This is a genomic window from Haloglomus salinum, from assembly GCF_024298825.1.
Taxonomy (GTDB): domain Archaea; phylum Halobacteriota; class Halobacteria; order Halobacteriales; family Haloarculaceae; genus Haloglomus; species Haloglomus salinum.
Genome location: NZ_CP101153.1, coordinates 1,092,554 through 1,118,786, shown reverse-complemented (window position 1 = coordinate 1,118,786; position 26,233 = coordinate 1,092,554). Strand labels below are relative to the sequence as shown.

Sequence of the window (26,233 nt, the reverse complement as noted above, 5' to 3'; positions counted from 1 at the left end):
CGGTGTGGCACATCAAGCCGCCGGGAACGTCGTGACGGCGGGCGAAGAATCCGGTCAGTGAACCGCGTTCAGACGTCCTCCAGGACGAGGTTGCGGAGGATGTCACCGTAGGCGGGCCGGGTCACGAGCACACCGAGCAGCACGCCGACGATGGTGACGATGGCGAAGCCCTGCAGGTCCCCGAGCGAGAGGACCGCGAGCGGCGACATGGCGATGATGGTGGTCGCCGCCGCGGCACCGATGACCCAGAAGGCCTTGCGGAAGCGTGACTCGAAGACGCGTGAGGTGTTGACCTCACCGCTCTGGAGAATCTCGTCGGCGATGATGATGAGGTCGTCCACCCCCGTGCCGATGACGGCGATGAACCCGGCGATGTGAGACAGGTCCAGCGCCAGGCCGACCGCGGAGGCGAACCCGAGCAGCAGGAACACCTCCGCGCCTGCGGTGAGTATCATCGGCGCCGCCACTCCCGGCTCGCGGTAGCGCAGGAACACCATCCCCGCGACGGCGAAGACGGCGATGATGGCGGTGATCAGCGAGAAGAGTTTGAACTCGTTGGCCAGCGAGGCCTCGAGGAAGTAGGTCGTCCCCTCGCCCTGGATGTCGAGCGTCGTGGGGAGCGCGCCGGCCTGCAGGTCGATAGCGAGCTGCTGGGCCTCGCTGTAGTTGTTGGCCGTGATGACGAAGGTGGGGTCCTTCACGAAGTCGCCGCTCCGGATGGTCTGAGCGAGGCCGGGACTCATCGAGGCGCCGTAGACGACCTCGCCGTCACGGACCGTGTACAGACAGTAGCCCGGGAACGTGTCCGGGTCCTCGCCGGAGGCGGGCTGGTAGCCACAGTTGCTGATTCCCTCGTCGGTGAAGCCGAAGGTCTGCATCGCGTTCGAGAAGTTCCGGGCGGGCTCGTCCTTCAGCGCGACCGGGACGCGGGCCGGCTGACCCTGGTCGGCCGGCTGGGCCTGGAAGTTGCTGGTCGAGAAGTCCTCCTGTGTCAGCAGCGACACGTCGCGGTAGACGGTCCGGGTACCGTTGTCGCTCTCGTTCTGGCGCTGCTGGGGGAAGTGCGCGACCAGTTCGACGCGGCCACGCGAGGTGATGAGGTCGAGCACCTGCGAGCGGTTGGCGTTGGGCACCTCGACGAGGACGAACGTCTCGCCGGTCGGCGTGGTCGTCGTCGAGACGGTCCCGCCCGAGAGCCCGACGGTGTTGATCTTGTTCGAGAGGACGCTCACGGCGGTCTGTCGGGTCTCCTGGGTGACGCCGTCGCGGATGTCGTCGGTCGAGGCCTCGACGCCAGCCGCGTCGAGCGCCGCGGCGAACTCCTGTTGTGTCACGTTGTCGTTGTTGGCGTCGGCGAACACCTCCACGGTGTCCTGTCCGTTCTGGACCTGCCGGATGTTGACATCCGTCCGGGAGACGTTGAGGCGGTTCGAGAGCGTGGCCGCGAGCTCACGGGTGTCAGTGCCGCCGGTGTCGACCTCGGCGGTCATGCCGACCAGGGGCGCGCGGACGCGGGTCCCACCGGAGAGTTCGAGGCCGTACTGGAGGTTCGTCGGGCCGTCCGTGTCGGCACCGCCCAGCGGGACGAACACCGCGACCGTGCTCACCAGCATGAGGACGATGAGCAGGTAGACACGCCAGTTCTCGCGGGGTGAGAGATTCATCTCGCCACCCCCTCGTACTTGTAGTAGCGTAACAGCGTGATGTTGAGCATGTAGGTGTTCATCAGGTCGGCCGTCAGTCCGAAGACGAGTACCGTCCCGACCGCCGGCAGGAGCGGGATGCCGAACAGGAACGCGGTGATGGCCATCACGGTCATCGCGGCGATGGAGGTGAGCGTCATCGTCACCCCGGTCCGCATCGCGCGGTAGGTCGACTCGTAGAAGCCACCCGACCGCCGGAGGATGTGGTTGTTCAACAGGAGGTCGGAGTCGACCGAGTACCCGATGAGCATCAGGAGCGCCGCGACGGTTCCGAGGGTCAGCTCCATCCCGAAGATGTTCATCAGCGCGAGGGGGATGACGATGTCGGAGAAGGCGCTCGCGACGACGGCGATGGAGGGGATGAACGTCCGGAACAGGGCGAACACCAGGACCGCCATCCCGCCGAAGGCGATTGCGAGACCGATGAGAGCCTGGCTCTGACTCTGTGCGCCGAACGAGGCCGACCGCCCCTGGATGGAGTTCACGTCGTAGCCGGCCCCTTCGGCCTGGGTCTGGATGGCGTCCGTGTCCGTCGACTGGAAGGTGATGATGAAGGCGTTCTCCTGCGAGCGGATGGGCTGGACCGACTCCACGTCGAACCCGTTGGACTCGAACGTGGACTCGATCTGGGCCGCGGTGTCGGTCGTCGTGACCTGCAGCTCGGTACCGCCGGTGAACGCCAGTCCCGGCTGGACGGGCGACCCGGTGAGTACGAAGAAGCCGGCGATGACCGCGAGCGCGATCACGAGCACGACCAGCGGGACGGTGATGAGTTGCCGGTTCGTGTACTGCTCGTAGTCCACGTCGGGGAGGCTGAACGGGAGCTTCCCGGTGGCGTCGGCCTCAGCCACCGGCGTTCACCCCCACGTGCGCGGAGTCTACCATGGCCACGGGTCGGCAACGGCGGCGAATAAGCCTTCTCACTTCGGCGCTGGCAGGTCCTGCTGACGACCGAGACCCGTGCCCGGTTCCCGACCGGCCTCGGCCCAGCCGCGGCCGTCCCGCGGTCACGGACTCGTCCCGCGAACGCCCCCAACAGTTTACGGCCGCAAGGGCCCTACCCGCGAGCGAATGCCGACGCAGGTCGCAGCCGTCACGCTGGATATCGACCGGACGCTGTGCGAGTACCGGCGCTCGACCGCCGACCTGCTCGGCGAGGCCTTCGCCGAGGTCGGCGTCGATCCCTTCTTCACCGCCGAGGAGTATCGCAGCCGGATGTTCCGCTACGTCCCCCGGACCGACACGAAGGCCGAGCTCCGGGAGGCGTGCTTCGCGGACCTCGCCGCGGAGCGTGGCCACGACCGCGCCGTCGGGCGACGGGTCGCCGCGGTCCACACGACCCTGCGCGACCACCGCGACGTGGAGCCGGTGCCGGGGGCCCGCGAGGCGGTGGCGGCACTGGCCGAGCGCTACCCCCTCGCCGTCGTGACCAACGGCGCGCCCGAGATTCAGGCGCCCAAGCTCGACGAACTCGGCCTCGCCGACCGGTTCGAGACCGTGGTCCACGCGGGCTACGACACGCTCGCGAAACCCGACCCCGCGCCGTTCCTCGACGCGCTGGACGCGCTGGGGACCGCGGCTCCTGCGACGGTTCACGTCGGCGACGGCCGCGACGACGTGCTCGGGGCCGACGCGGCGGGGATGCGGACCGCGTGGTTGCGACGGTCGGAGGCGGCACTGGACGCGACCGGGCGGCCGGGGACCCGGCCGCACTTCGAGCTGGGGTCGATGCGGGAGCTGGTCGACCCGCCATGGGAGTAAGACGGACGTGTCACTGTGGCTGGTCGTGCTGCTCATCGCGCGTCGAGAGTCAATGGGTAGCGTGCCGGAAGCCGAGGCGGTCAGTCGTCGCGCCCGGCGGCGTCCACCAGCGGCGGCTCGGCGTCGGCGTCGCCGCGGGCGGCGGCCTCCAGCCGTCGCAGGAGTGCCGGCCGTGCGACGGCGTAGACGGTGTCGCCGGCGGCGAGCGTCCGGGTCCGGGCCGGGATGGCCTCGACGGTCCCATCGGCGGGGCGGACGGCCGCGATAGACACCGCGAGGCCGCCGAGGCTCACGCCGACCAGCGGGCTGCCCTCGGCGACGGTGGCGACGCCCATCGTCTCCACGGCCGCGCGAAGGAGGGAGACGAACTCGCGGTCGGCGCGCGGGGACGTGGGGAGCGTCGCGAGTCGATAGCGCGTCGTGTCGTCGAGCGCCTCGGTCTCCTCCTCGTCGACGGCCAGCGTCACCGTGTCGTCGGCGCTCCCGCGGACCTCCGCCGTCGTCACGCGCTTCGGGCCGCCCTCGGCGTCGGCGGGCCGGAACACCTGCACCACGTCGCCGGCCCGGGCCGCGTGGGGCGGGTCCGCGCGGACGGGGACCGCGGCGGTCCCGGGCGGGAGCGAGGGGCCGATGCCGGACTCGCGGGAGCCGACCGCGAGGAACTCCACGACGCCGTCCTCGTCGAGTTCCAGGTCTACCTGTCCGACGCCGTAGTCGGTCTTGAGACGCTCGACCAGGCGTCTGCGGAGTTCCTCGACTGTCAGACGCCGGGGGAAGACGAGCGTCGCGCCCCCGAACTCCGCCTTCGTTTCGGATGGAACCGGGTCGTACCCCTCGATGTCACCGATGTCCTCGGTGTCCGGGAGGTCGACGGTGACGACCCGCCCGACGGCCCTGACGACCTTCGAAACCTCGCGGTCGACGCTATCGGCGCCGGTCAGGGCGAACGCGCCAGCGCCGAGACGGTCGCCGGCACGCCCTCCAGCCGCCGCGGTGAGGCCGGCGGCGAGGAAGACACTGACGTTGAACACGGCCGTTTCGAGCCCCAGGACGGCGGTCTGGTCGTCGATGACCTGTGCGAGCGCGAAGTCGGTGTTGAGCGAGAGCGCCACGCCGCTCAGCCCGACCAGCACGGAGAGACCCTCGGGGACCGTCTGGTCGGCGTACCAGCGGTGGACGAGCCCGATGCCGCCGCCGAGCGCGAACGCCAGCACCGCCAGTCCGGCCGCGTTGACGAACGACCGCACCGGGATGCCCAGCACCGAGCCGAGCCCGCCCGTCGACTGGAGGAAGGTGTCGAACGCGGCGAGTCCCGTCATGCGACCGCCTCCGCGAACGCGTCGAGCGACTCGCGTGTCCCGATGGCGAACAGCTCGTCGCCGGGGGCGAGTTCCGTCTCTCCCGAGGGGGCGAACGCCCAGCCCTCGGCCGTTCGGACCGCGAGCACCGCCACACCGTACGTCTCCCGGACGCCCGCGCTCCCGATGCTCGCGCCGTCGAGGGCGCCGTCGGCCCGGAGCGTCAGCCGCCGGACGCGCTTCCCGGCCCGGCGGAGCAGCGAGAGGAGTTCGAACTCGCGGCGACGCCCCCGCGAGCGGACCACCACGCGACCCCGGTCGGCCGTCAGGAGGGTGTCGGCGTCGCTCCGCGGGACCGCCACCGTCAGCCGGCCGTCACCGCCGGCGGTCGTCGGTGCCCGCGGCGGGGGGACTTCGGCGGCCTCGGCCACGGTCCCGCCGTCCGTCCGGGCGTCGTCGTCTCGGTTCTCACGGTCGGACGAGGGAGAGCGGTCGCCGCTGGTGCTGGGGGGCGCGTCGGGCGGCTCCGGCGTCCGGGTCGGTGCCGGCGGCGTCCCGGTCTTCGCGCTGAGAACGGTCCCGTCGACCGCCCCGCCGTCGGTGCGGACGGTGACGCGGTCGCCGCGTGCGAGGCCCGTCGGGAGCAGCGCGTCGACGGAGATGGCGCGGTGCCCCTCGGGGACGCGCTTCGAGAGGCCGGCCATCGGTGGCGCGGCGGCCACGGACGCCTGGCCGCGCTCGTCGATGCGGACGGTCACCTCGGCGCAGTCGAACTCCGTCCGGAGGCGGTCGGCGAACCGCGACTCCAGTTCCCCGATGGGGAGGTCTGCTGGGAACGTCCAGTCGCCGCCCTTGATCTCGGACCGGATGTCGTCCGGGAGCGGCGGGTAGCCCTCCATGTCGGCCACCTCGCCGACCACCGCGACGCGGACCTGGCCGCGCCCGCCGACGAGTTCGACCACGTCGGCCGAGAGCGTCTGGTCGCGCAGGCGCTGGAGCGAGACGCGTTTGGGGAACGCCGAGCCCATCGCGTCGCCTTTCGCGTGGGCGTACAGCGACATCATCAGGACGACGAGGATGGCGACCACGACGACCGGCCCCGAGGCCTGCCTGGTGACGGTCTGGTCGGTCAGGGCCAGCAGGCCGCCGTTGACGCCTGCCATCGCGAGCGCGAGGACGACCACACCGAATCCGGGGATGGAGACCCCGGTGACGTACTTGAAGATGAAGCCGAGCCCCCAGGCGACCAGTGCCGGGATGATGCCGGTGAGCACCCCCAGATAGATGCCGAGGACGACCTCGACGGGGAGTGGAGCCATGCGCGCTCCGATGGTGGGGACGGTTAAACGACTACCGGAGGTCACGACTCGGCACGCCGCTGTCTCGGGGACCGCGGTTGTTTTGTCGGCCGGGGATGTGGCTCACCGCATGAGTAGCGTCGACGAGGAATTCGAAGAGGCGGGGCGCTCGGTCCGCCGGGCCAGCCGGTCGCTGTTCCGGGTCCGTGCGGCCATCGGCCTCGTCACCGTCGTCGCCCTCCTCTCTATCGTCACCGGAATCATCAACATCGGTGGCACGGAGACGTCCGGACTGCTCTCGGCGTACGTCCCCCAGTCCGTCGAGCAGGCGTTCGGGTTCACCGGCGCGCTCACGGGCTTCATCCTCCTCGCCACCACTGCCGGCCTCCGCCGGGGGGTCCGTGTCGCCTGGGGCATCGCGGTCGTCCTGCTCCCCGTGACGGCGTTCCAGGGACTCGTCGGCTCCACCGGGGTGGCGGTCGCCGGCCGGACCATCCCCGTCGCGACACCGCTGGTCGCGCTCTCCGTGCTGTCGCTGCTCGGCCTGCTCATCAACTTCCGGACGTTCGACCGGGAGTTCGACCTCGGAACGACACAGCTGGCGGCGCTGGCGGCCATCGTCGGGGCACAGGTGTACGGGACGGCGGGCGCGTTCGCCCTGCAGGACGGCTTCACCGGCGTCGACTCCCTGACCGACGCGTTCTACTTCGCCCTGGTCACCGCCTCCACGGTTGGCTACGGCGACGTGACCCCCCAGACCGAAACCGCGAAACTGTTCGCCATGAGCGCGCTGGTCATCGGGACGGCATCGTTCGCGGTCGCGCTGGGGACGCTACTGACGCCTGCCATCGAGGCCCGCCTCGCCGAGGCACTCGGAACCATGAACGAATCACGACTGGAACTGCTGGACGACCACGTCATCGTGGTCGGGTTCAGCGACATGACGGAACCGATCATCGAGGAACTGGGCCGGGTCGACTTCATCGTCATCACCCGCGACGAGGAGAAGGCCCGACGCCTCCGGAACCGCGACGTCGACGTCGTCGTCGCGGACCCCTCCGACGAGGACCCACTCCGACAGGCCGGTATCGAGCGGGCTCGTGCGCTGGTGGCCGCCACCGACGACGACGCCCAGGACGCGCTCGCGATTCTGACCGCCCGCGAGCTCAACCCCGACCTGAACATCGTCGCCGCCGCGACCGAGCGGCAGAACGAGAAGAAACTCAAGCGCGCCGGCGCCGACACCGTCGTCTCGCCCGCCGTCATCGGTGGCCACCTCCTCGCCCAGTCCGCACTCGGCGGCGGTACCGGCGTAGAGAACTTCGCCGCCCACATCGCCGAGGCCAACGAGGAGGAGATCGCGGCCGCAGACGAGGAACTGGCCGAGGAGTGACCACTCGTCGGTAACCTCTGGAAGACGATTCCACCGAATCGTAGTTCCTCGACGAGAAGAGCTCCCGCAGCGCCCGCTACGCGAACGCCTGCAGCAGCCCCTGTCCGTCGGTGCCGGCGTGGAGGTCCGGCAGCGTCGCGCGCTCGGGGTGGGGCATCAGCACCGCGACGGACTCGCGCTCGCCCAGCACGCCGGCGACGTTCCCCTTCGAGCCGTTCGGGTTCGCGGCGTCGGTCACGTTCCCGTCGGCGTCGCAGTAGCGGAACAGCACGCGGTCCTCGTCGACGAGCGCGTCGTAGCGGTCCTCGTCGACCTCGAAGCGGCCCTCCCCGTGAGCGATGGGCAACTCGACGACAGCTCCCTCCTCGAACGCGCTCGTGAACGGGGTATCGGCGCGCTCGACGCGGCAGTGGACGTGCTCGCACTGGAAGCGGGCACTCCGGTTGGTCGTGAACGCGCCCGGCGTGAGGCCGGACTCGGAGCCGATCTGTGCGCCGTTGCAGACGCCGAGGACGGGCGTGCCCTCGTCGGCGACCGCGCGGACCTCGTCCATGATGGGCGAGCGGGCGGCCATCGCACCGGCGCGCAGGTAGTCCCCGTAGGAGAACCCGCCCGGGATGACGACGCCGGCGGGGTCGGCCGGGAGGCCGTCCTCGTGCCAGACGATGTCGGCGTCGACACCCAGGTGCTCCAGGGCGCGGACGGCGTCGCGGTCGCAGTTCGAGCCACCGAAGCGGATGACGGCGACGGTCACAGCGACCACCTCGTGTGGGAGTCGGGCGTCGCCGTCATCGTGACTGCAACCGTCACCGCTCCTCGACCTCCACCGTGTAGTCGTGGATGGTGGGGTTGGCGAGCAGGCGCTCGGCCATCTCCTCGGCGCGGTCGGCGGCGGCCTCGGGCGATTCGGCGTCGAGGTCCACCTCGAAGCGGTCCGCCGAGCGGAGGTCGGCCAGCTCGAACCCCAGCCGTTCGAGCGCCTCCTGTGTCCGTTCGGCCTCCGGGTCCAGCACGCCGTGTTTCAGTCGGACCGTCACGACGGCGGTGTAGGCGGTCATGTTCGAGGGCGGGTGGCGGCCGGACAAAACGGTTCTGTTCGGCGAGTGGCTACGGTTCGCCGTCGTCGGCCGCGTCCGTCTCCCGTTCGTCGGGCGGCGGGTCCACCTGGCCGTCGATGACGACCTTCTGCTGGCGGGCCCACTCCTCGTCCGGGTGGGTGCGGACGTACTCGGCCCAGCGCTTGACGAACGCGAGCCGTTGCTGGCGGTTGCGCTCGTGCTTGGCCTCGAGTTCGTCCAGGTCAGGCGTCTCTGAGTCGCTCATAGCTGTCGTTCACCTCGAAGCCGTCGACGAACCGTTCGAGTTTCTCCGTATCGAGTCTGTCGGCGAACAGGGTGTACAGGTGGAGGGCGTCCTCGAAGTCCTTCTGCGACCCCAGGTGCAGTTTGTACGCGACCTGGAGTTCGAGCGGCCCGATTCGGAGCGTTCGCCCCGCGAGTTCGGCAACGATGGCCTCGCTGAGGGAGTGACGGTCGTACCCGTCCTGAGGGAAGACGACCTCGAAATTCGGAATCATCTTGCCATCCGGGGCGACCCGGGTCGCGATGTCGTCGGTCTGTCGGTCGTACATGTGCTCCAGCGGCTCCTCGACGCCCCAGTAGCCGGCGTCATCAAGCGCCTCGGCGAGCGCGTCCGTCTCCGACTCGGAGAGCGGTTCGATGATGACATCCACGTCCTCCGTCGCCCGCGACCGGCCGAGTAGTATCGCCACGTAGCCGGCCACGACGACGTACTGGACTCCCGCTTGGTCCAGAACCTCGGTGAACTGGAGGACGAACTCGTCCAGGTTCGACAGGGTCTCCTTCTCGATGACGAGCCGGTCGCCGTCGTACTCCATTGGGAACTCGCTCACCGGGACGGTGGCGCGCGCCGGATGATAAACCTCCGCTCGGTCGGCCCTCACCTCCATCCGGAGAGCGCGGCGCTTTTGCCGACTGGGCCGCTCGGGGAGTGTATGACCAGTTCCACGCCCATCGAGGTGGTCGCGTGACCCGCCACTACACGGAGATCGTCGTCGTCGGCGACGACAAGAAGGGACTCATCGCCCGGGTTACGTCGCTGCTGTTCGAGCGCGGCATCAACATCGAGGACCTCGACCAGGCGGTCCGTGACGGCGTCTTCCGGATGACGCTCCACGTCGACACGAGCGAGATGATCGTCAAGGACGAGACGCTCCGCGACGACCTGACCGACCTCGGCGACGAACTCGGGGTCGACATCCAGGTCCGGTTCCCGAGCGACCGCCAGACCGACCGTATCGCCGTCCTGGTGACGAAGGAGTCACACTGCCTGGAGGCCCTGTTCCAGGCGCGCGAGGAGGGTGAACTCGACGCCGAAATCAGCGTCGTCATCGGGAACCACGACGACCTCGAACCGCTCGCGGCCGAGCGCGGCGTCGACTTCCACGACATCGGCGACGAGAAGGGCGTTCCCGACGAGAACCACCTGCTCGATCTGCTCGCGGAGTACGAGGTCGACCTGGTGGTGCTGGCGCGCTACATGCGCATCCTCAGCCCGAACGTCGTCTTCCGCTACGAGAGCCGCATCATCAACGTCCACCCGTCGCTCCTGCCCGCGTTCCCCGGCGCCGAGGCCTACCGACAGGCCCGCGAGGAGGGGGTGCGTGTGGCTGGCGTCACGGCCCACTACGTCACGACGGACCTCGACCAGGGGCCCATCATCACCCAGCGCGTCTTCGATGCGCCCGCGGGGGCCGAGGTCGAGGCACTCGAGCGGCGGGGGCAGCCGCTCGAGGCGGCCGCGCTCGTCGAGGCCGTCCGCCTGCATCTGGACGACGCGGTGTCGGTCTACCACGGCCGCACGGAGTTCCGCGACGACGTGGACCGCTCGCAGTACCAGCTCGGGCTCTCCGAGGAGGCCGACGCCCTCCGGCCCAGCGAGCCGCGTGACGGTGCTGGCCTGGAGTACGATGTCGACATGGACATCGCTCCGAAATCGTCCGAGGACGACTGAGAAATACGGCCGCGGTCGGCGCGCCGTTCAGAGGTCGCGCACTCGCTCGACGGCCTCGGCCAGCGGCGGCGCGTCGAACAGGTCGCGCCCGAGGTAGGCGTTCGCGCCCCCACAGTAGAGGTCGCTCATCGCCCCGACGACGCCCTCGGGGAGGGGCTCGGGCTCGCGCTCGCAGAGCTCGCGCCAGTCGGCAACGTCCTCGGCCTTCGCGCGCTGCTTCGCCTCGTCGACGGCCGCGACCCACTCGGGCTGCTCGCGCTTGTGGTACTGCCGGACGACCTCCTTCGAGACCTGCTGGCCGTCGTAGGAGAAGCGGTTCTCGTCGAACGTGCCGACCACGTCGGCGACACGGACCTCGCCATCCACGTAGATGCACTCGATCTTCCCGTCCTCGTGCTCGAGCCCTGCGTCGTCGGCGCGCTCGGTGACGAGCCGGTTGACCGTACGGGCGGTCTCCTCGAGCGTCTCGATGTCGGCGGCGCCGGCGATGCGGTCGGCCTCCTCGCGCGAGAGGTAGCGGTCGGACTCCTCGAACTTCGTGGAGAACTCGACCACGGCCTCGGGCAGGTCGACCGCTTCGTCCGGCCAGTCGTCGAACTCGAGGTCGAAATCCGAGGGGTCGGCACGCCCCCGGAGCGAGGAGCCAACGGGGACGGTGTTGCGGAAGACGATCTCCAGCGGGACGACGTAGTTCTCGCCGGCCTCGCGATGGAAGACTGTGTAGTCGTAGGTGCGCCCCTCGTGGGGGAGGTCGGGCACGCGAGAGAGGTCGATGGCCATCTCGCGGGGCGGTGCGTCGGCCTCGTCCAGCGTGACGACCTCGCCCTCCGAGACCACGCCGCGGTAGTGGGTCGGGACGCCCTCGGCTTCGAGCAGTTCGAAGTTCGCGGCGCCCATCGCACAGAGCGAGGCGCCCTTGCCGGGGATGGGGTCGGGCATCTTCCCCCAGTCGAAGACGGAGTAGTCGTCGGTGAAGGCAAAGCGGCCGCGGCCCGTCCGCTCGGGCGTCGCGGGTTCCTCGATGACGAACTCCTTGACGCTGGTCATGCGGGGGGGTCGCAGTCGGTCGGCAAGGGGTTTCCCCTTCCGGACCGTCGGAAGGTTGTTGGGTTCCGGGGCCCCCTCCGGTCACATGCCCGATGGCGGCAGGCGGCTGTGGCGGTACGACGCGACCACGAATCGAGGCACGCGTACGGGGGCCATCACGCGTTCCTCGCCGACGGTCGTCGACGGAACGGTGTACGTCGGAAGCACGGACCGATACCTGTACGCCGTCGACACCGCGACCGGCGACCGGCGCTGGCGGTACGGCCCCGGTGGACCGGTCGAGACCGCGCCGTCGGTCGCCAACGGCACCGTCTACGCCGCCGCAGACGGTGACCTCCACGCGCTCGACGCGGCCACCGGGGACCGGCGGTGGACGTACACGGTCGGCGACGACATCGACGTCTCGCCCACCGTCCACGACGGGACGGTCTACGTGGGAAACTGCGGCGTCGGTGCCCACCGACTGGACGCGGTGAACGCGGCGACCGGGGAGAAGCGCTGGGAGTACGTGGCCGCGACCGGCATCCACCGGTCGCCGACGGTCGTCGAGGGGACCGTGTACGCGGGGAGCGAACGGCGGCCGTTCGCGCTCGACGCGGCAACCGGTGAGGAGCACTGGCGCGCCGACATCCCGCCGGGACACTCCTCGCCGACCGTCGGGGCGGGGGCGGTGTTCCTCGGGAGCCGGGCGGGTCTGTACGCGTTCGACGCGGCGACCGGCGGGGAACGCTGGCGTGCCCGTCGCGATGAGGCGTTCAGAGGGACCCCGACCGTCGCCGACGGCCTCGTCTACGCGGGGAGTGATGACAACCGACTGTACGCGTTCGACGCGACCACCGGTGAGGAGCGCTGGCGGTTCGAGACCGGTTCGTCGGTGGCGTCCTCGCCGACGGTCGCTGGTCGAACGGTGTACGCCGGCGAGCGTGCCGGCGCCCTGGTCGCGGTGGACGCGTGGACCGGTGAGGAACGCTGGCGGTTCGAGACGGAGGGGCCGGTGGACACCGCCCCGACGGTCGTCGACGGAACCGTCTACGCCGGCAGCCACGACGGCTACCTGTACGCGGTCGGGGCTGTCGGCGACCGCGACTGGTCGAGTCGTGACTCGCGCGTACTGGCCGGAACGCTGGGTCACCACGACCGCCGCGACCCTGCCGGCCCGCCGGGGTCGCCCGACGACCACACCTCCGGGACCGCCGCCCGGGTGCACGACTCCGGCGCCCCCGAGTGCTGTTCGCACTGTGGTACCGACCTGTCGGAACTGGCAGCGCCATCGTTCTGTCCGGACTGCGGCGCGGCGCTCGGCGACCGCTGACCGGTTGGTACCGGGCGGCTTTTCGACCCGCCGCCCGTAGCCCGGGTGATGACCGACTCGGAGACCGCCACGGCAGACGCCGGGCCGGCGACGGGTGCGGCGGACGACCCCACACCGGACGACGACGCCTACTCCGGGCTGTTCGGGGCGTTCCCGTACGCCTTCCGGCAGACGGGCTCGCGGCTCTGCAAGCTGTACGTCGCTCTCGGCGGGCTGCTCGGTGGGCTGCTCGCGCTCTTCTTCGGCCTCGCTCTGGTGGTGCAGGTGTTCAACACGCTCTCCGGGACCGGCGGGACGTTCACCTTCTCGCGGGCGATGTTCATCCTCGTCGGCCTGTTCGTCGTGGGGCCGGTGCTGGCGCCGGTGTTGCTCGTCGCGCGCCGGCACCGCCGAGCGGGGAGCGACACCCGGTACGACCGCCTGCTCGGGGCGTCGGGGTTCCTGTTCCTGCTCTCGCTGTACCTCGGGGTCGTCGCCTCCATCCCGCCGGAGTTCGTCCTCGATGGCGAGACCGTCACCCGGACGCCGCCGTCGGGGCTGCTGGCGCCGCTCGTCGCGCTCCTGTACGCCATCCCGCCGGTCGCGTCCGTGTTGATTCCGCTCGCGGCGGCGGCGAGCATCTACGGTGCGCACCGCTACGCCCGGTAACGTCACGCTCCGCACGCTGGCGGAACGGTTTACTGGCCGCGCCCGCACGTCTTCAGTCATGCAGGACGACCTCCGGGGGCGCCTGCAGTCGGCGTGGTCCCGGCTGCGGCGGCTGGAGCGGCGTGAGGTCCGGGGGTTCCGCGCGTGGCTCGAGCACACGAACAACCTCATCCACCTCTCGGCGCTCCTGCTCGTGCCACTGCTGATCGCGGCGGTCACCTTCCTCTCGAGCGAGGTGCAGCAGATCTCCTTCCTCCTGTTCCCGCCGCTGGCATCCGGAACGTACACGCTGTTCTACGACCCGGACGGGGCGTTCGCCTCGCCCCGGCGGTTCGTGGGCGGGCTGACGTTCGGCGCGGTCGCGGGTCTGGTCGCGGTCAACGCCTCCGCCTGGTTGCAGGGGACGACCGTGAACGCCCTCGAGGTCACGCCCGAGGGAGCCGCGCTGGCGGTCTTTCTGGCGGGCGCCGGGACGTGGGCGCTCGATTTGGAGGAGCCGTCGGCGTTCTCGACGGCGCTGCTCGTCCTCGTCACCGGAACCGACCGCCTGACGTACGTCCTGAGCGTCGCCACCTCCAGCATCCTCGTCGCCGGCGTGTTCCTCCTGTGGCGCGAGCGGTTCTTCGACCAGCGGGCGCGCTACCTCTACACCTCGACGCGCGGCGACGACCGCGTGCTCGTTCCCGTCCGCGGTGCACACCCGGGCGAGACCGCGCGCCTGGGTGCCCGCATCGCCGCCGCACACGAGGGCGCGAAGGTGGTGCTCCTCGGCCTGCTTGACCCCGAGGAGTTCGCGGCCGCCGCGTCGGAGGTCCCCGAGGCGGACCGCTCGGCCGACCGCGTCGCCGTCGTCGAGGAGGGGCAGTCCCCGAGTCCCGACGGCGGCACGACGACCCCCGACGACGTGTCGGGTGACGATGCCGACCCCGGGTCCGGTGACGAGTTCGCGGCGGGCACCTCGCCCGACGAGGCAACGGCGGATGCGCCGGCGCCCGGGGGCGCCGACACCCTCGCCGAGCAGCTCGCGACCGCGGCGTCGGCGATGGACCTCGAGTCGCGGGCCGCCGACATCGAGGCGGCCTACGGTGTTCCGACGGAGGTGCTGGTCGCCGAGACCACGCCCGAGACGCCCGGCCGTGCCATCGTGCAGGCCGCCCACGACACGAGCTGCGACCTCATCGTCACCCCCTACGAGACCGACGGCGACCGGCTGGCCGGCTACATCCACGAGCTGTTCCACAGCGACACGGACACGCTGGTGCATCGCTGTGCCGACTCGGAGCATCCCTCCGGCGGCGAGTGGCGCGATGTCCTCGTGCCGGTCCGGCGCGCGGGCGACGTGGCACACAAGATGATCGACTTCGCCACCCGGCTGGCCGGCGATGTCGGCCGCGTCTCGGTCTGCAAGTGCATCGGGAGCGAGCGCGAGCGCGCCGACGCCGAGCGGATGCTCGGGAACCTGGCTGAGACGGCCGACGGCGGCGTCGAGACGCGGGTCGCACGGGACGACATCACGGAGTTCCTCGCCCGCGCCTCGGCGAGCTACGACCTCGTCATCATCGGGTCGTCCTCGGACCGGTCGACCGCGTCGCGGTTCGTGTCGCGACCGACGTTCGAGCGCGTGGACGAACTGGACTGTGATTTCGCTATTCTGGACCGGAATTTCAAGTTGTAATTACTTCTTACCACTTGGCTCGCAATTTTTATCGAAATGTCTACTTTCTGCTTATTATCCCAGCAGACAACCCCGTACCCGAAGCCCTCGCGCTCCTGACCGGCCGCGACTCGCTGCGCTCCTCGCCCCCGTCGGTCGCTGTCGTTCGAGAGAGCGCAGCGAGTCGTAACCGGTCGAGCGTGTGGGGGCTTTCTCCCCGAGTCTGTCGTGGCTGTTGTCGTCGTGAGAGCGAGTGAGGCGTAGAGGGAGAGAGCTCAGGGCCTGGTACCGATTCCGTCCCCTCCACGCCCACACCTAGCACGCACTCGCAAGCGTTTAGTCCGCCCTGCACCCCCAACGAGGTATGAGCGACCAGTCGGACGACGCCGCGGCCGACGGCGGCCAGGACGAGACCGAGGCCCGAGCCGAACTCCTCGACCTGCTGTGCGAGAACGCCCGCTACAGCACCGATGACCTCGCACGGATGACCGGGCTCGACGCCGCCGAGGTAGAGGACGTCATCGCCGACCTCGAATCGGCGGGCGTCGTCCAGGGGTACGCCGCGGTCGTGGACTGGGAGCGGGCCGAGTCCGTCACCGAGGCCGAGCACGTCCACGCGCTGGTCGAGCTGAACGTGGAGCTGGACCGCGAGACCGGCTACGAGGACATCGCCGACCGGCTGGCGCAGTTCCCCGAGGTGCAGGCGCTCCGGCTGGTCAGCGGCAACTACGACTTCGCCCTGGAGGTCGAGGAGGCATCGATGAGCAAGGTGTCGCGCTTCATCAGCGAGAAGGTCGCGCCCGTCCCCGAGATCACCCAGACGGTGACCCACTACGTGATGGACACGTACAAGGAGGCGGGCCACCGCTTCGAGGAGACCGGCGACGACGACCGGCTCTCCGTGACGCCATGAGCCTGGACGAGGCCGAGGGCGAGGACGGCGGCGGCGAGGATGGCGAGAGCGAGGCCCCCCTCGTCCCGTCCCAGCGGGTGCAGAACACCCCGCCGTCGGGCATCCGCCGGTTCTTCGAACTCGCCGAGGAGATGGACGACGTCATCTCGCTGGGCGTGGGCGAGCCGGACTTCACCGCGCCGTGGACCGCACGCGAGGCGGCTATCGCCTCGCTGGAGCGCGGGCAGACCTCCTACACCGCGAACCGGGGGATGCGCGAGTTGCGCGAGCGCATCGCCGAGGACGCCGAGCGGTGGGACCTCTCGTACGACGCCGACGAGGAGGTCATCGTCACCGCGGGGGCGAGCGAGGCCATCGACGCGGCGTTCCGGGCGCTCGTCGACCCCGGCGATACGGTGGCGGTCGCCCAGCCGTGTTACGTCTCCTACGAGCCCGGCGTCCGGTTCGCGGGCGGGGAGGTACTGCCGGTGCCGACGCGTGCCGCGGACGAGTTCAAGTTGACCCCCGACGTGCTGCGCGATGCGGGCGCCGAGGACGCCGACCTGCTGGTCTACTGCTTCCCCAACAACCCGACCGGTGCGACCATGAGCGTCGAGGAACTCGCGCCAGTGGCGGAGTTCTGCAAGGCCAACGACATCGGCGTGCTCTCCGACGAGATTTACGCCGACCTCACCTACGAGGGCGACCACGCCAGCATCGCCGCGCTGCCGGGGATGCGCGAGCGGACGGTCGTGTTCAACGGCTTCTCGAAGGCGTACGCGATGACGGGGCTGCGCCTGGGGTACGCGCTGGGGCCCGCGGGGGCGATTGAGGCAATCAACCGGGTCCACCAGTACGCGATGCTGTCGGCGCCGACGACGGCCCAGTACGCCGCCATCGAGGCGCTGGAGTCGTGTGCGGACGAGGTCGCCGAGATGCGTCGGCAGTACGACCGCCGCCGGCAGTTCGTCCTCTCGCGGTTCGAGGAGATGGGGGTGGAGTGCTTCGAGGCGACCGGCGCGTTCTACGTCTTCCCGGAGGTTCCCGACCCGTGGACGGACGCGGAGACGTTCGCCGAGGACCTGCTGGAGGCCGAGTCGGTGGCGATGGTCCCGGGCGACGCGTTCGGGGCTGGTGGCGGCGGGCATCTCCGTGCGTCGTACGCGACCGGACTGGACGACCTGAAGGAGGCGATGGACCGGCTGGAGCGGTTCGTCGAGGATGCCGACTGACCCGGGGCGACCGGGGAGCCGGCCGGGTTCCGAGAGCGTGGGAGACGGCCGTGACCGGCAGGAATGGCGACCGGTAGCACGGCGGAACAGCAGTTAAATAATCCGGGTCTCCCCGGGGCAGCGACGGGAACTGAATTCCCGGTAGAACGGCCCTAAATGCCTCTATAGGGTGGTCCCTGGGAAGTTAAGGTGGGCGTAATTTATATCCCTACTCGGACCAACCCCTTGTTCAATGGCTATCGACGAGGCAGACGGCGGCGACGCGGAGGAGGCGGGGGAGGTCGCCGTCGATGATAGCGAGGCGTCCGAGGCGTCTCGCGCGGACGGCGCCGATAGTGCCGACGTCGAACCGGGAGAGTCGTCCGTGGTCGCCGGCACGTACGACTGGGACGCGTTCAAGGAGGAGTACTACTACGACGAGGCCGGTAATCCGCCGACGGACGACAACGGCCAGCGAATCGAGTTCGACCCCACGGAGTATCTCGGCTTCGACCCCGAGCAGACGGAGGGGCAACTGGCGATGGCCGGGGATGTGGGGGAGGCCCTCGCCGACATCGTCGAGGACCGGTCCGTCAGCGTCACCGAGGACCTCGACGAGGACGCCTTCTTCAGCGAACAGGACGGCTCCTCGACCATCGTCACGCGCTACGACCTCGAGAAGGCCGTGCCGCTAGCGAAGAAGACCCACTTCCGCGAGGTCGACCGCTACTGGGTGAACAAGCCCTACGCCTTCGTCATCATCTTCCACTCCGAGAAGGAGAACGAGAAGAAGTACTACCTCATCGAGCCCCATCTCACGCCCATCGAGTCTGACCTGCGGGAGTTCCTCTCCTCGAAACTGAAGACCGCCATCAAGTACTCCAGCGACGACGTCATCGTCGAGGGAAACGAGGACGCCCGCGCGAACGTCATCGAGAAGGAGACCGAGAACCTCCTGGAGCGCTACGACCTCTACGCCGAGGGCGCCCGGGCCGCCCGGCGAAACGGTTCCAGCTCCGGTGGGGAGGGCGACGGCGCCGGTGACGGCATCGCCGGCGGCGACGTGATGTCCCGGGTCAAGAACGCGCTCGGAATGAGTGGTGGTACCGACGATGGCGACGGGGCGCTCGTTCCGGCCCGTGAGGTCACGGTCCGGCCCGAACACGCCGTCATCGAGGAGGACGCCGAGACGCTCACCGGCTACCAGATCGACAAGATCCTCTACCTGCTCAAGCGGGACTTCATCGGCTTCGAGCGCATCGACGGCATCAAACACGACATCAACGTCGAGGACATCTCCGTCGACGGCTACAACTCGCCCGTCTTCGTCTACCACTCGGACTACGAGCAGCTCATCACCAACGTCTACCACGGGAAAGAGGAACTCGACGATTTCGTCGTCAAACTGGCCCAGCGCTCCGGGAAGGGCATCTCGAAGCGCTCGCCGCAGGTCGACGCGACCCTCCCGGACGGCTCGCGTGCCCAGCTCACGCTCGGCAAGGAGGTCTCCGACCACGGGACCAACTACACCATCCGCCAGTTCAAGGACGTCCCGTTCACGCCGGTCGACCTCATCAACTGGAACACCTTCTCGCTGGACGAGATGGCGTTCCTGTGGCTCTGCATCGAGAACCACAAGTCGCTCATCTTCGCGGGCGGGACCGCGTCGGGGAAGACGACCTCGCTGAACGCGGTGTCGCTGTTCATCCCGTCGAAGGCGAAGATTGTGAGCATCGAGGACACGCGCGAGGTCGAGCTGCCCCAGCGCAACTGGATCGCGTCGGTCACCCGACCCTCCTTCTCGGAGGGCGACAAGGGTGACGTGGACGAGTTCGACCTGCTGGAGGCCGCACTGCGACAGCGGCCCGAGTACATCGTCATGGGTGAGATCCGTGGTGAGGAGGGCCGGACGCTGTTCCAGGTCATGTCGACCGGGCACACGACGCTGACGACGTTCCACGCCGACTCCGTCGGCGAGGTCATCAAGCGGTTCACCACCGAGCCGATCAACGTCTCGAAGACGATGTTCACGGCGCTGGACCTGGTCTCTATCCAGACACAGACCCGTGTGCGCGGGCACAAGGTCCGCCGGAACAAGTCACTGACCGAGATCAACCACTACGACCCGGAGAACGACGAGATCAACGTCCAGGACGTCTACCAGTGGCAGGCCGAGACGGACACGTATCTCCAGATGGGCGAGTCCAACACGCTCGAGACCATCATGTTCGACCGTGGCTGGAGCCAGGACCGCCTGCAGACGGAGATCTTCAAGCGGAAGGTAGTCCTCGCCTACCTCATCGAGAACGGCCTCAACACGTACACGCAGGTCGCGGCGAGCCTGCAGGCGTTCATGAACGACCCCGACACCATCATGGGGCTGCTGGCCGGCGACCGGCTGGAGAAGTCCCTCGAGGACCTCCGCGAGATGGAGTCCGTCGAGATCGACATCGACCCGGAGAAGGAAGAGATGGTCCCACGGCCGGACGCCGGCGAGGAGATGCTCGAGGAGACGGCCGACGTCCTCGACAACGCCGAGGACCTGCTCACGGAGTACCGCGGTCGTGGCTCGGGCGACCTGGCCTCCGCACTCGACGTGGATGCCGACCCCGGTGAGCCCGCCGCCGCCGACGGCGGCGCGGCCGACGATGTCGACTTCGGCGGCTTCGCCTTCGACAAGGACGACGACGAGGAGGGGGGTGACGAGGAGTGAGCCTCGACACCGCGGGTGGCGCGGGCGCCGGCGCGGGCGGGTCGTACGGCGAAGGCGGCACGCTCAGCGACCTGTTCTACCCGATGTACAAGCGGCTGTTCGACGAGGAGGGCGACTTCGTCTCGAACGTCGAGACGAAACTGGCCGAGGCCCGGATGCCCGAGACCGTCGAGATATACCTCTCTCGGTCGCTCGCGGTCGGCGTGCTCGTGGGGCTGGTGCTGTGGTTCCTCGGCGTGTTCACCGGCTGGTTCGTCTTCAGCGTCCTGCTGAGCGAGGTCCCCATCCTGCTCGGGCTGCCGGTCGGCGAGTCGACCGCAGCGCTCCTGAACGCCATCAAGATACCGGCGTTCATCATCGTCACCGGCATCGTGATGGGGCTCATCGGGTTCGGCCTCGGCTTCGGGTCGATGGTCGCTCGTCCGTACATGACCTCGGGCGAGCGCAAGCGGGAGATCAACGTCCTTCTCTCGGATTCGGTGTCGTTCATGTACGCCCTGTCGGTGGGTGGGTTGAACCAGCTCGAGATTCTCGAGGCGATGGCGAAGGCCGACGACACGTACGGCGAGGTGTCGAAGGAGTTCCAGTCAATCGTCCTCGAGACGGAGTACTTCGACACGGACTACCGGACGGCCATCCGGAACCAGGCGATGGAGACGCCATCTGACGAGCTGAGCCAGTTCCTCACGGACATGCTGTCTATCATCAACTCGGGCGGTGACATGGAGAAGTTCCTGTCCGACCAGAAGGAGAAGCAGATGCGGACCTCCAAGCAGGAACAGGAGATGGTGCTGGAGACGCTGGAGCTGTTCGGCGAGATGTTCATGACGCTGTCGCTGTTCCCGCTCCTGCTCATCATCATCCTCGTCATCATGTCGATGCTGGGCGAGGCCCAGGACTTCCTGCTGTACGGGACCGTCTACGGACTCATCCCGCTCATCGGTGCGGGGTTCCTCGTACTCGTGTCGACGGTCGTTCAGGACGAGGTCGGTGACGGCTACCTCGACCCGGGAGACGCGGACGCGGCCGCGGACAACACCGCGATGTTCGACCTGGGCATCGTGAACAACTACACCGGCGAGTACGGTCTGTTCGACCGCATCAAGTCCCGCGAGGGGACCTACGAGCTGATGGAGATACTGAAGTCACCCCACCACTTCTTCCGGGACCACCCGCTCGCGGTGCTGGGGGTGACGCTTCCCATCTCGCTGGTCGTGCTGGCGTTCACGGCCCTGTCCGGGATGGCGCCCACCTCGTGGGAGGGAATGAAAGGCAGCCCCATCCTCGGGACGTTCTTCTGGCTGTACGCCCCGCTGTACATCAACTTCATCCCGCTCACCATCTTCTACGAGTGGAACGTCAGGTCGCGGCGGGCCATCACGGACAAGCTCTCGGACAACCTCCGGAAGCTCTCCTCGGCCAACGACACCGGGATGACGTTGCTCGAATCCATCAAGGTCGTCTCGGACACCTCCTCGGGGAAGCTGTCAGACGAGTTCGAGACGATGTACGCGAAGGTGAACTACGGAACCAGCCTGAAGACGGCGCTGGTGGAGTTCAACAACAAGTACCACATCCCCCGCCTCGCGCGGACGATGAAGCTCATCTCGAAGGCCCAGGAGGCATCCAGTCAGATCACGCAGGTCCTCTCGACGGCGGCGCAGGCCTCCGAGAACCAGGACGACATCGAGCGCGACCGCAAGTCCCGCACGCGGATGCAGACGGTCATCATCATCATGACCTACATGACGCTGCTGGGCGTGATGGCCATCCTCAAGGTGAAGTTCCTCGACGTGATGGCGGGGCTGGCCCAGCAGGCGTCGAGCGGCGGTGGCGGTGGCGGCGGTAGCTTCAGCGGCGGCGTGGACGTGAACATGCTGAACATGCTGTTCTTCCACGCCGTCACGTTGCAGGCCATCATCAGTGGCTTCATCGCGGGCTACATGCGCGACGTGAGCCTGATGGCCGGGCTGAAGTTCGCCGTCGTCCTGCCGACGTTCGCACTACTGACGTTCATGTTCCTCTGAGGCCAGCATGCAGGCAAGGCCCCCCACGTTCGACGCACGCGGCGACACACCCGGCCCCAGCGACGACGACGGGCGAAGCCGCGGGCAGACGACGCTCGATTTCGCGGTCGGGATGAGCCTCTTTCTCATCTCGGTCGCGTTCGTCATCTCGTTCACACCGAACCTCATCCAACCGTTCGCCGACAGCGGCACCGAGGACACCATCATCGCGAACCGCGTGGCCAGCCAGCTCGTCGAGGGAACGCTGGCCGACCCCGGGAAGCCGTACGTGCTGGACAAGGCGTGCACGGTCGCGTTCTTCGCGCCGGAGAACCTCGACGGTGACCCCGACAACGACGAGGACCTGAATACCTCGAACGACGACCAACTGACACGGGATCGATTCGACATCTCGCGAGCCAACCTCTGGAAGAACAACGATTGCAACTTCGAGGTGTCCCAACCCGATGACTCCGACTACCTCCACGCGCGGCTCGGTATCGCCGGAATCGCCGACGACGGGAGCGTCAGCAGGGCACTTTCGCCGGGACTGCAGATCGAGATCCGGGGCGACGCCGACGGAAACGAGACGCGGAACCTGCTCTGCCTCGAGGCGAACGAGGACCCCGACTCGAATCAGTATCCGAACGTCACATCTACAATCGTCGAATCGCCGGACGGGGCCTTCGACACCACGGGGTCGGTTGACTGTGGCGCTTCGGACGGCGACTACGATGTCCCCTTCCAGGCCGGCGAGGACCCGCCCGAGGACTCCGGCTCGGTCGTTGTGGCTCGGCGAATCGTGACCATCGACGGCATCCGAGCGACCGTCTACGTACGGGTGTGGTGATGAGGTACTTGTACACTCGCTCCGAACCGGTACCTATCGTGCGTCCACGCGAGGTGTGCCCGTGAGCCGCGACCGTGGGCAGGCCCACACGCTGGAGGGTGTCGTGGCGGCCATCCTGCTGCTGTCGAGCCTGACGTTCGCCCTGCAGGTGACCGCCGTGACACCGCTATCGGCCAGTACGTCCAGCCAGCATATCGAGAACCAGATGCAGTCCGTCGCCGACGGCGTGCTGGCGGTCTCGGCCGAGGACGACCACCTGAAGGATGCGGTACTGTTCTGGGGCGACAAGGACAGCGACGATGAGTTCAATTTCTACGGCGCCCCCGGCGTCTACTACACGAACGGGCCACCGGACAACGAGTTCGGCGAGGCACTCTCGATGGCGTACGGCGGTCGCGCCATCGCGTACAACGTCTACGTCTCCTACCAGGGCGGCAGCGGGTCGTGGGTGACCCAGCGGATGGTCTACCGTGGCCGGCCGAGCGACAACGCCATCAGCGCCTCGCGGACGGTGACGCTGTACGACAGCGACTGCATGCTGAACGAAGACGAGACAACCGACGAAAGCCGGTGTCTGGATGACGACAGCCCGGGCGACGGCTGGGGGAAGAGCGACTTCTACGCGCCCGACCTCCCGGACTCGGACGGGCTGTACAACGTGGTACGCGTCGAGGTGGTCGCGTGGCGGATGTGACGGCGCGGTCCGGCCGGCGAGATTCCGCCCGAGGCCAGTTGCTCCTCCTCGGTGGCATCGTGCTCGCGATGATATTCATCGGCATCGCGCTGGTACTGAACGGCTCCATCTTCGCCGAGAACCTCGCGACGCGACAGAGCGGCGGCGCCAGCGCCGAGGTCCAGGAGTTCCGTAGCACGGTCGCTGACGGGGTCGGAGACGCCATCGGGAGCACGAACCAGGACCGTGCCGGCGAGTCGTTCGCCACCCTTCGGGACGACCGCTACCAGCCCCGGGTCGAGATACTGGCCGACCAGCTCGCCAATCGTCGGTCGCTCGATGGCGAGGCCATCCAGCTGACGACTGACGGGAGCCGTCCGGGGACCCAGATCGTCGATGGCGACGCGAGCACCGACTTCACGCCCCGTGACGCGACGACGACCGCCGGCGACTGGACGATGGTCGCGTCGGCTCACATCCGTGCGTTCGAGCTGACGGCCGAGCCGACGGAACCGGACTCGACGAGCGAGGTCACGACCCAGCTGACGGGCGGAACCGGCGACGCGTTCGAGGTGACGCTGACGGCCGCGACGGGGACGGCCCACGAGGTGGCCGTCTACGAGGACAGCGACGACTCGACTGTTCGGGTCGCGGTCAGTGAGGTCGGCTCCGGTGCCGTCCGCGAGTGCGACGCCGAGGGCGGGGACGCCACCGTCTCGCTGACCGGGCGGCCGACCGTCGACGGCGCGTACTGCGACGCGCTCGGTCCGGTTGCCGAGGCGAGCGGCACGTACGAGGTGAACGTCACCAACGGCGACCTGGCGATGGGGACCTACCGGCTCGTCGTCGACCGGACCGACGGGCCGTCCGCCTCCGAGGAATCCCTCGACGAGCAGGTCGACCGCGTGAACTACGGCGCCGCCTGTAGCGGGACCACGTACGCCGCCACGGTCGGCAACGCCCCGTACAGCGCCCCCGCCATCTACGCCGGGACGGTCGACCTGAGCTACCGGAGCCAGGGGGCCGAGAGCGACGCGACGGTACAGGTCGTCCCCGAACAGGCCGGTGACTCTCTGGACACGCCGCTGGTCACCTCGCTCGACGTGACCGACAACTCCGCCACCGACGGGGACGCCTCGTTCACCGTCGCCTGGACCGTCGAGGACCCGAACGGCGATCTGGACGAGGTCACCCTCGAGCTGGTGGATAGCTCCGGGACCGTCGTCGACACCGACGACACAGACGACGCTGATATCGGGGGCGAGTCGGAGACGGGGAGCCTCTCTGTCACCGACACCGATGGTTGGGACAACACCTATGACCTGGCCGTGACCGTCACCGACGGGATGGCCGAGCGCACCCGGACCGTGACCCACGACGCCGACGGCGATACCGACACCAGCGGGGCGTGCCCGTTATGAATCGCCGGCTATCACCAGTATGGCCGAAAGGCATATCGGCTCGAAGCGCATTCACCGCACGAACGAGCTATGTGGGACGTTCGCGAGCGGCAGGAAAACGGGCAGCTCATCCTCGTCGGAGCGCTGTCGCTCGCGATCGTCCTCGTGGGTATCGCGCTGGTCCTGAACGCCTCCATCTACGCGGAGAACCTCGCGACCCGCGCGAACCAGCAGGAGAGCGGTCAGATCGTGACGCTGGAACGGGAGGCCACACAGGGTGCCGGCGTCGCGATGGAACACATCCACCACGATGTCGACTCGCACGCGTCGTACGGGAATCTGGAGAACGACTTCGAGGACGCCATCGACAGCTGGTCGGACTGGACCGTCCGCGACAGCGCTCGCGAGGGGCAGTACGTGGACGTACGGGTGGTGGATACCGACCCGTACACGCGCGGGACGCGCATCACGCAGGACGACGGTGGGACGTTCGAGCCGGAGGAGTCGGACGCGGTCGTGAGTGTCGACCTCACGACGGGGCTGCTCAGTTCCATCAACGTGGAGTACTGGTCAGTGACGCCCGGGGCGACACAGGTTCGGGACTTCAGCATGGACATCGACCCCGACCAGTTGCGCGGGGACGATACGCTGCTGGGAATCGAGGCCAGCGTTATCGAAACGTTCCAGGCCGGTCTGGAACTGGAGACGGGTGGCGACGGGGACGAACTGGTCGGAATCGGCGACCTGTCGTTCGACGACCCGCCGTTCACCGTGGTCTACGATGTCGGCGACACCGGCGAGGTCGACCACTCCTTCGCCATCTACCGTTCGGACGCGGACCCCGACGACGTGAACATCACGTACTACCGCTACGACGGGTCCGGGACGACGCGCACCTGCACGGTCCAGGACGTAGACAGCACGTTCACTGTCGATGTCTCGAACGGGCGGGTGGAGGGAGACGACGGTGCCTGCAGGGACGTCTTCGCGTTCCAGTCCGAAATCTCCGGGTCGTACCAGTTGTTCTTCGTCCAGGGCGACCAGGTCGCCGGGAACTACGAACTCGTCGTCGACGAGTCGACCACCAGCTTCGAGAACGGGTACGACAGCCTGAATATCCTGGAACTGGACCTGTTCGGGCTCCTGTCGGACGACCCGGTGTTCGGGGATATCTACCAGCCCCACCCCGACCCATCCGCGCACACCTCGCCGTACGGCCCCGACAGCCCCTACATCGAACCGGCCATCTACTCGGCCGACGTCAGCCTCGACTACCAGTCGGACTCCATGAGTTACGAATCGAACGTGACGGTGGCGCCGAACGAGCCGTGAGCGCGGTGG

General features: G+C 68.5%; 23 protein-coding genes. 14 read left to right on the top strand and 9 right to left on the bottom strand.

The window, feature by feature from the left end:
- Positions 1-68: 68 nt before the first annotated feature.
- A complete protein-coding gene (locus NL115_RS05445; protein WP_254832186.1) occupies positions 69-1,664 on the bottom strand; it encodes a preprotein translocase subunit SecD in 1,596 nt (531 codons plus the stop codon).
- Positions 1,661-2,554, bottom strand: a complete 894-nt coding sequence (gene secF / locus NL115_RS05440) for a protein translocase subunit SecF (RefSeq protein ID WP_254832185.1) — start codon at positions 2,552-2,554, stop codon at positions 1,661-1,663. Before secF ends, NL115_RS05445 begins: the two co-directional genes overlap by 4 nt.
- Positions 2,555-2,774: 220 nt before the next feature.
- Here secF and NL115_RS05435 point away from each other — a divergent pair, with 220 nt between their 5' ends.
- Positions 2,775-3,464 (top strand): HAD family hydrolase, encoded by a 690-nt coding sequence (locus NL115_RS05435; protein ID WP_254832184.1) that lies wholly within the window; start codon positions 2,775-2,777, stop codon positions 3,462-3,464.
- An 80-nt stretch (positions 3,465-3,544) separates the two neighbouring features.
- Here the strand turns inward: NL115_RS05435 and NL115_RS05430 are convergent, their stop codons facing one another.
- Positions 3,545-4,783, bottom strand: a complete 1,239-nt coding sequence (locus tag NL115_RS05430; RefSeq protein WP_254832183.1) for a TrkA C-terminal domain-containing protein — start codon at positions 4,781-4,783, stop codon at positions 3,545-3,547.
- On the bottom strand, positions 4,780-6,081 hold the full coding sequence (locus tag NL115_RS05425) for a potassium channel family protein (protein ID WP_254832182.1): 1,302 nt from the start codon (positions 6,079-6,081) through the stop codon (positions 4,780-4,782). The genes NL115_RS05430 and NL115_RS05425 overlap by 4 nt, the downstream gene beginning before the upstream one ends.
- 109 nt (positions 6,082-6,190) lie before the next feature.
- Between NL115_RS05425 and NL115_RS05420 the strand changes: the two genes are divergently transcribed.
- Complete coding sequence (locus tag NL115_RS05420) at positions 6,191-7,453, top strand: NAD-binding protein (protein ID WP_254832181.1); 1,263 nt, start codon at positions 6,191-6,193, stop codon at positions 7,451-7,453.
- 76 nt (positions 7,454-7,529) lie between these two features.
- On the opposite strand, the gene purQ is transcribed toward NL115_RS05420, so the two are convergent.
- The 4 genes from purQ to NL115_RS05400 are packed head-to-tail and all read right to left on the bottom strand — an operon-like array spanning position 7,530 to position 9,365.
- Positions 7,530-8,207 (bottom strand): phosphoribosylformylglycinamidine synthase I, encoded by a 678-nt coding sequence (gene purQ, locus NL115_RS05415; protein ID WP_254832180.1) that lies wholly within the window; start codon positions 8,205-8,207, stop codon positions 7,530-7,532.
- Between the two features lie 52 nt (positions 8,208-8,259).
- A complete protein-coding gene (purS, locus tag NL115_RS05410; protein ID WP_254832179.1) occupies positions 8,260-8,511 on the bottom strand; it encodes a phosphoribosylformylglycinamidine synthase subunit PurS in 252 nt (83 codons plus the stop codon).
- A 49-nt stretch (positions 8,512-8,560) separates the two neighbouring features.
- Positions 8,561-8,776, bottom strand: a complete 216-nt coding sequence (locus NL115_RS05405) for a DUF8150 family protein (RefSeq protein WP_254832178.1) — start codon at positions 8,774-8,776, stop codon at positions 8,561-8,563.
- The gene (locus NL115_RS05400; protein WP_254832177.1) at positions 8,754-9,365 is read right to left on the bottom strand and encodes a hypothetical protein; all 612 of its coding nucleotides are present in this window, start codon (positions 9,363-9,365) and stop codon (positions 8,754-8,756) included. Before NL115_RS05400 ends, NL115_RS05405 begins: the two co-directional genes overlap by 23 nt.
- A gap of 134 nt (positions 9,366-9,499) precedes the next feature.
- Between NL115_RS05400 and NL115_RS05395 the strand changes: the two genes are divergently transcribed.
- Complete coding sequence (locus NL115_RS05395) at positions 9,500-10,486, top strand: formyltetrahydrofolate deformylase (RefSeq protein ID WP_254832176.1); 987 nt, start codon at positions 9,500-9,502, stop codon at positions 10,484-10,486.
- 27 nt (positions 10,487-10,513) lie between these two features.
- On the opposite strand, the gene NL115_RS05390 is transcribed toward NL115_RS05395, so the two are convergent.
- The gene (locus NL115_RS05390) at positions 10,514-11,533 is read right to left on the bottom strand and encodes a phosphoribosylaminoimidazolesuccinocarboxamide synthase (protein ID WP_254832175.1); all 1,020 of its coding nucleotides are present in this window, start codon (positions 11,531-11,533) and stop codon (positions 10,514-10,516) included.
- Between the two features lie 85 nt (positions 11,534-11,618).
- On the opposite strand from NL115_RS05390, the gene NL115_RS05385 reads away from it, so the two are divergent.
- From NL115_RS05385 to NL115_RS05335, 11 genes are all read left to right on the top strand, one after another.
- On the top strand, positions 11,619-12,845 hold the full coding sequence (locus tag NL115_RS05385) for an outer membrane protein assembly factor BamB family protein (RefSeq protein WP_254832174.1): 1,227 nt from the start codon (positions 11,619-11,621) through the stop codon (positions 12,843-12,845).
- A 48-nt stretch (positions 12,846-12,893) separates the two neighbouring features.
- Positions 12,894-13,493 carry a DUF8056 family protein gene (locus NL115_RS05380; protein ID WP_254832173.1) on the top strand — a complete coding sequence of 200 codons (600 nt, stop codon included), beginning with the start codon at positions 12,894-12,896 and terminating at the stop codon, positions 13,491-13,493.
- A 58-nt stretch (positions 13,494-13,551) separates the two neighbouring features.
- Positions 13,552-15,168 carry an HPP family protein gene (locus NL115_RS05375; RefSeq protein ID WP_254832172.1) on the top strand — a complete coding sequence of 539 codons (1,617 nt, stop codon included), beginning with the start codon at positions 13,552-13,554 and terminating at the stop codon, positions 15,166-15,168.
- A gap of 343 nt (positions 15,169-15,511) precedes the next feature.
- Positions 15,512-16,060: an Lrp/AsnC family transcriptional regulator gene (locus tag NL115_RS05370; RefSeq protein WP_254832171.1), complete on the top strand. Its 549-nt coding sequence runs from the start codon at positions 15,512-15,514 to the stop codon at positions 16,058-16,060.
- Positions 16,057-17,271, top strand: coding sequence for a pyridoxal phosphate-dependent aminotransferase (locus NL115_RS05365; RefSeq protein ID WP_254832170.1), 1,215 nt, complete (start codon positions 16,057-16,059; stop codon positions 17,269-17,271). The genes NL115_RS05370 and NL115_RS05365 overlap by 4 nt, the downstream gene beginning before the upstream one ends.
- 232 nt (positions 17,272-17,503) lie before the next feature.
- The gene (locus NL115_RS05360) at positions 17,504-19,963 is read left to right on the top strand and encodes a type II/IV secretion system ATPase subunit (RefSeq protein ID WP_254832169.1); all 2,460 of its coding nucleotides are present in this window, start codon (positions 17,504-17,506) and stop codon (positions 19,961-19,963) included.
- Positions 19,960-21,990 carry a type II secretion system F family protein gene (locus NL115_RS05355; protein ID WP_434084008.1) on the top strand — a complete coding sequence of 677 codons (2,031 nt, stop codon included), beginning with the start codon at positions 19,960-19,962 and terminating at the stop codon, positions 21,988-21,990. The genes NL115_RS05360 and NL115_RS05355 overlap by 4 nt, the downstream gene beginning before the upstream one ends.
- Positions 21,991-21,997: 7 nt before the next feature.
- A complete protein-coding gene (locus NL115_RS05350; protein WP_254832168.1) occupies positions 21,998-22,819 on the top strand; it encodes a DUF7287 family protein in 822 nt (273 codons plus the stop codon).
- A 61-nt stretch (positions 22,820-22,880) separates the two neighbouring features.
- Positions 22,881-23,513 (top strand): DUF7288 family protein, encoded by a 633-nt coding sequence (locus tag NL115_RS05345; protein ID WP_254832167.1) that lies wholly within the window; start codon positions 22,881-22,883, stop codon positions 23,511-23,513.
- Positions 23,510-24,913, top strand: coding sequence for a DUF7261 family protein (locus tag NL115_RS05340; protein WP_254832166.1), 1,404 nt, complete (start codon positions 23,510-23,512; stop codon positions 24,911-24,913). Before NL115_RS05345 ends, NL115_RS05340 begins: the two co-directional genes overlap by 4 nt.
- A gap of 69 nt (positions 24,914-24,982) precedes the next feature.
- Entirely contained in the window at positions 24,983-26,224 is a 1,242-nt protein-coding gene (locus NL115_RS05335; protein ID WP_254832165.1) for a DUF7261 family protein, read from the top strand.
- Positions 26,225-26,233: the final 9 nt, after the last annotated feature.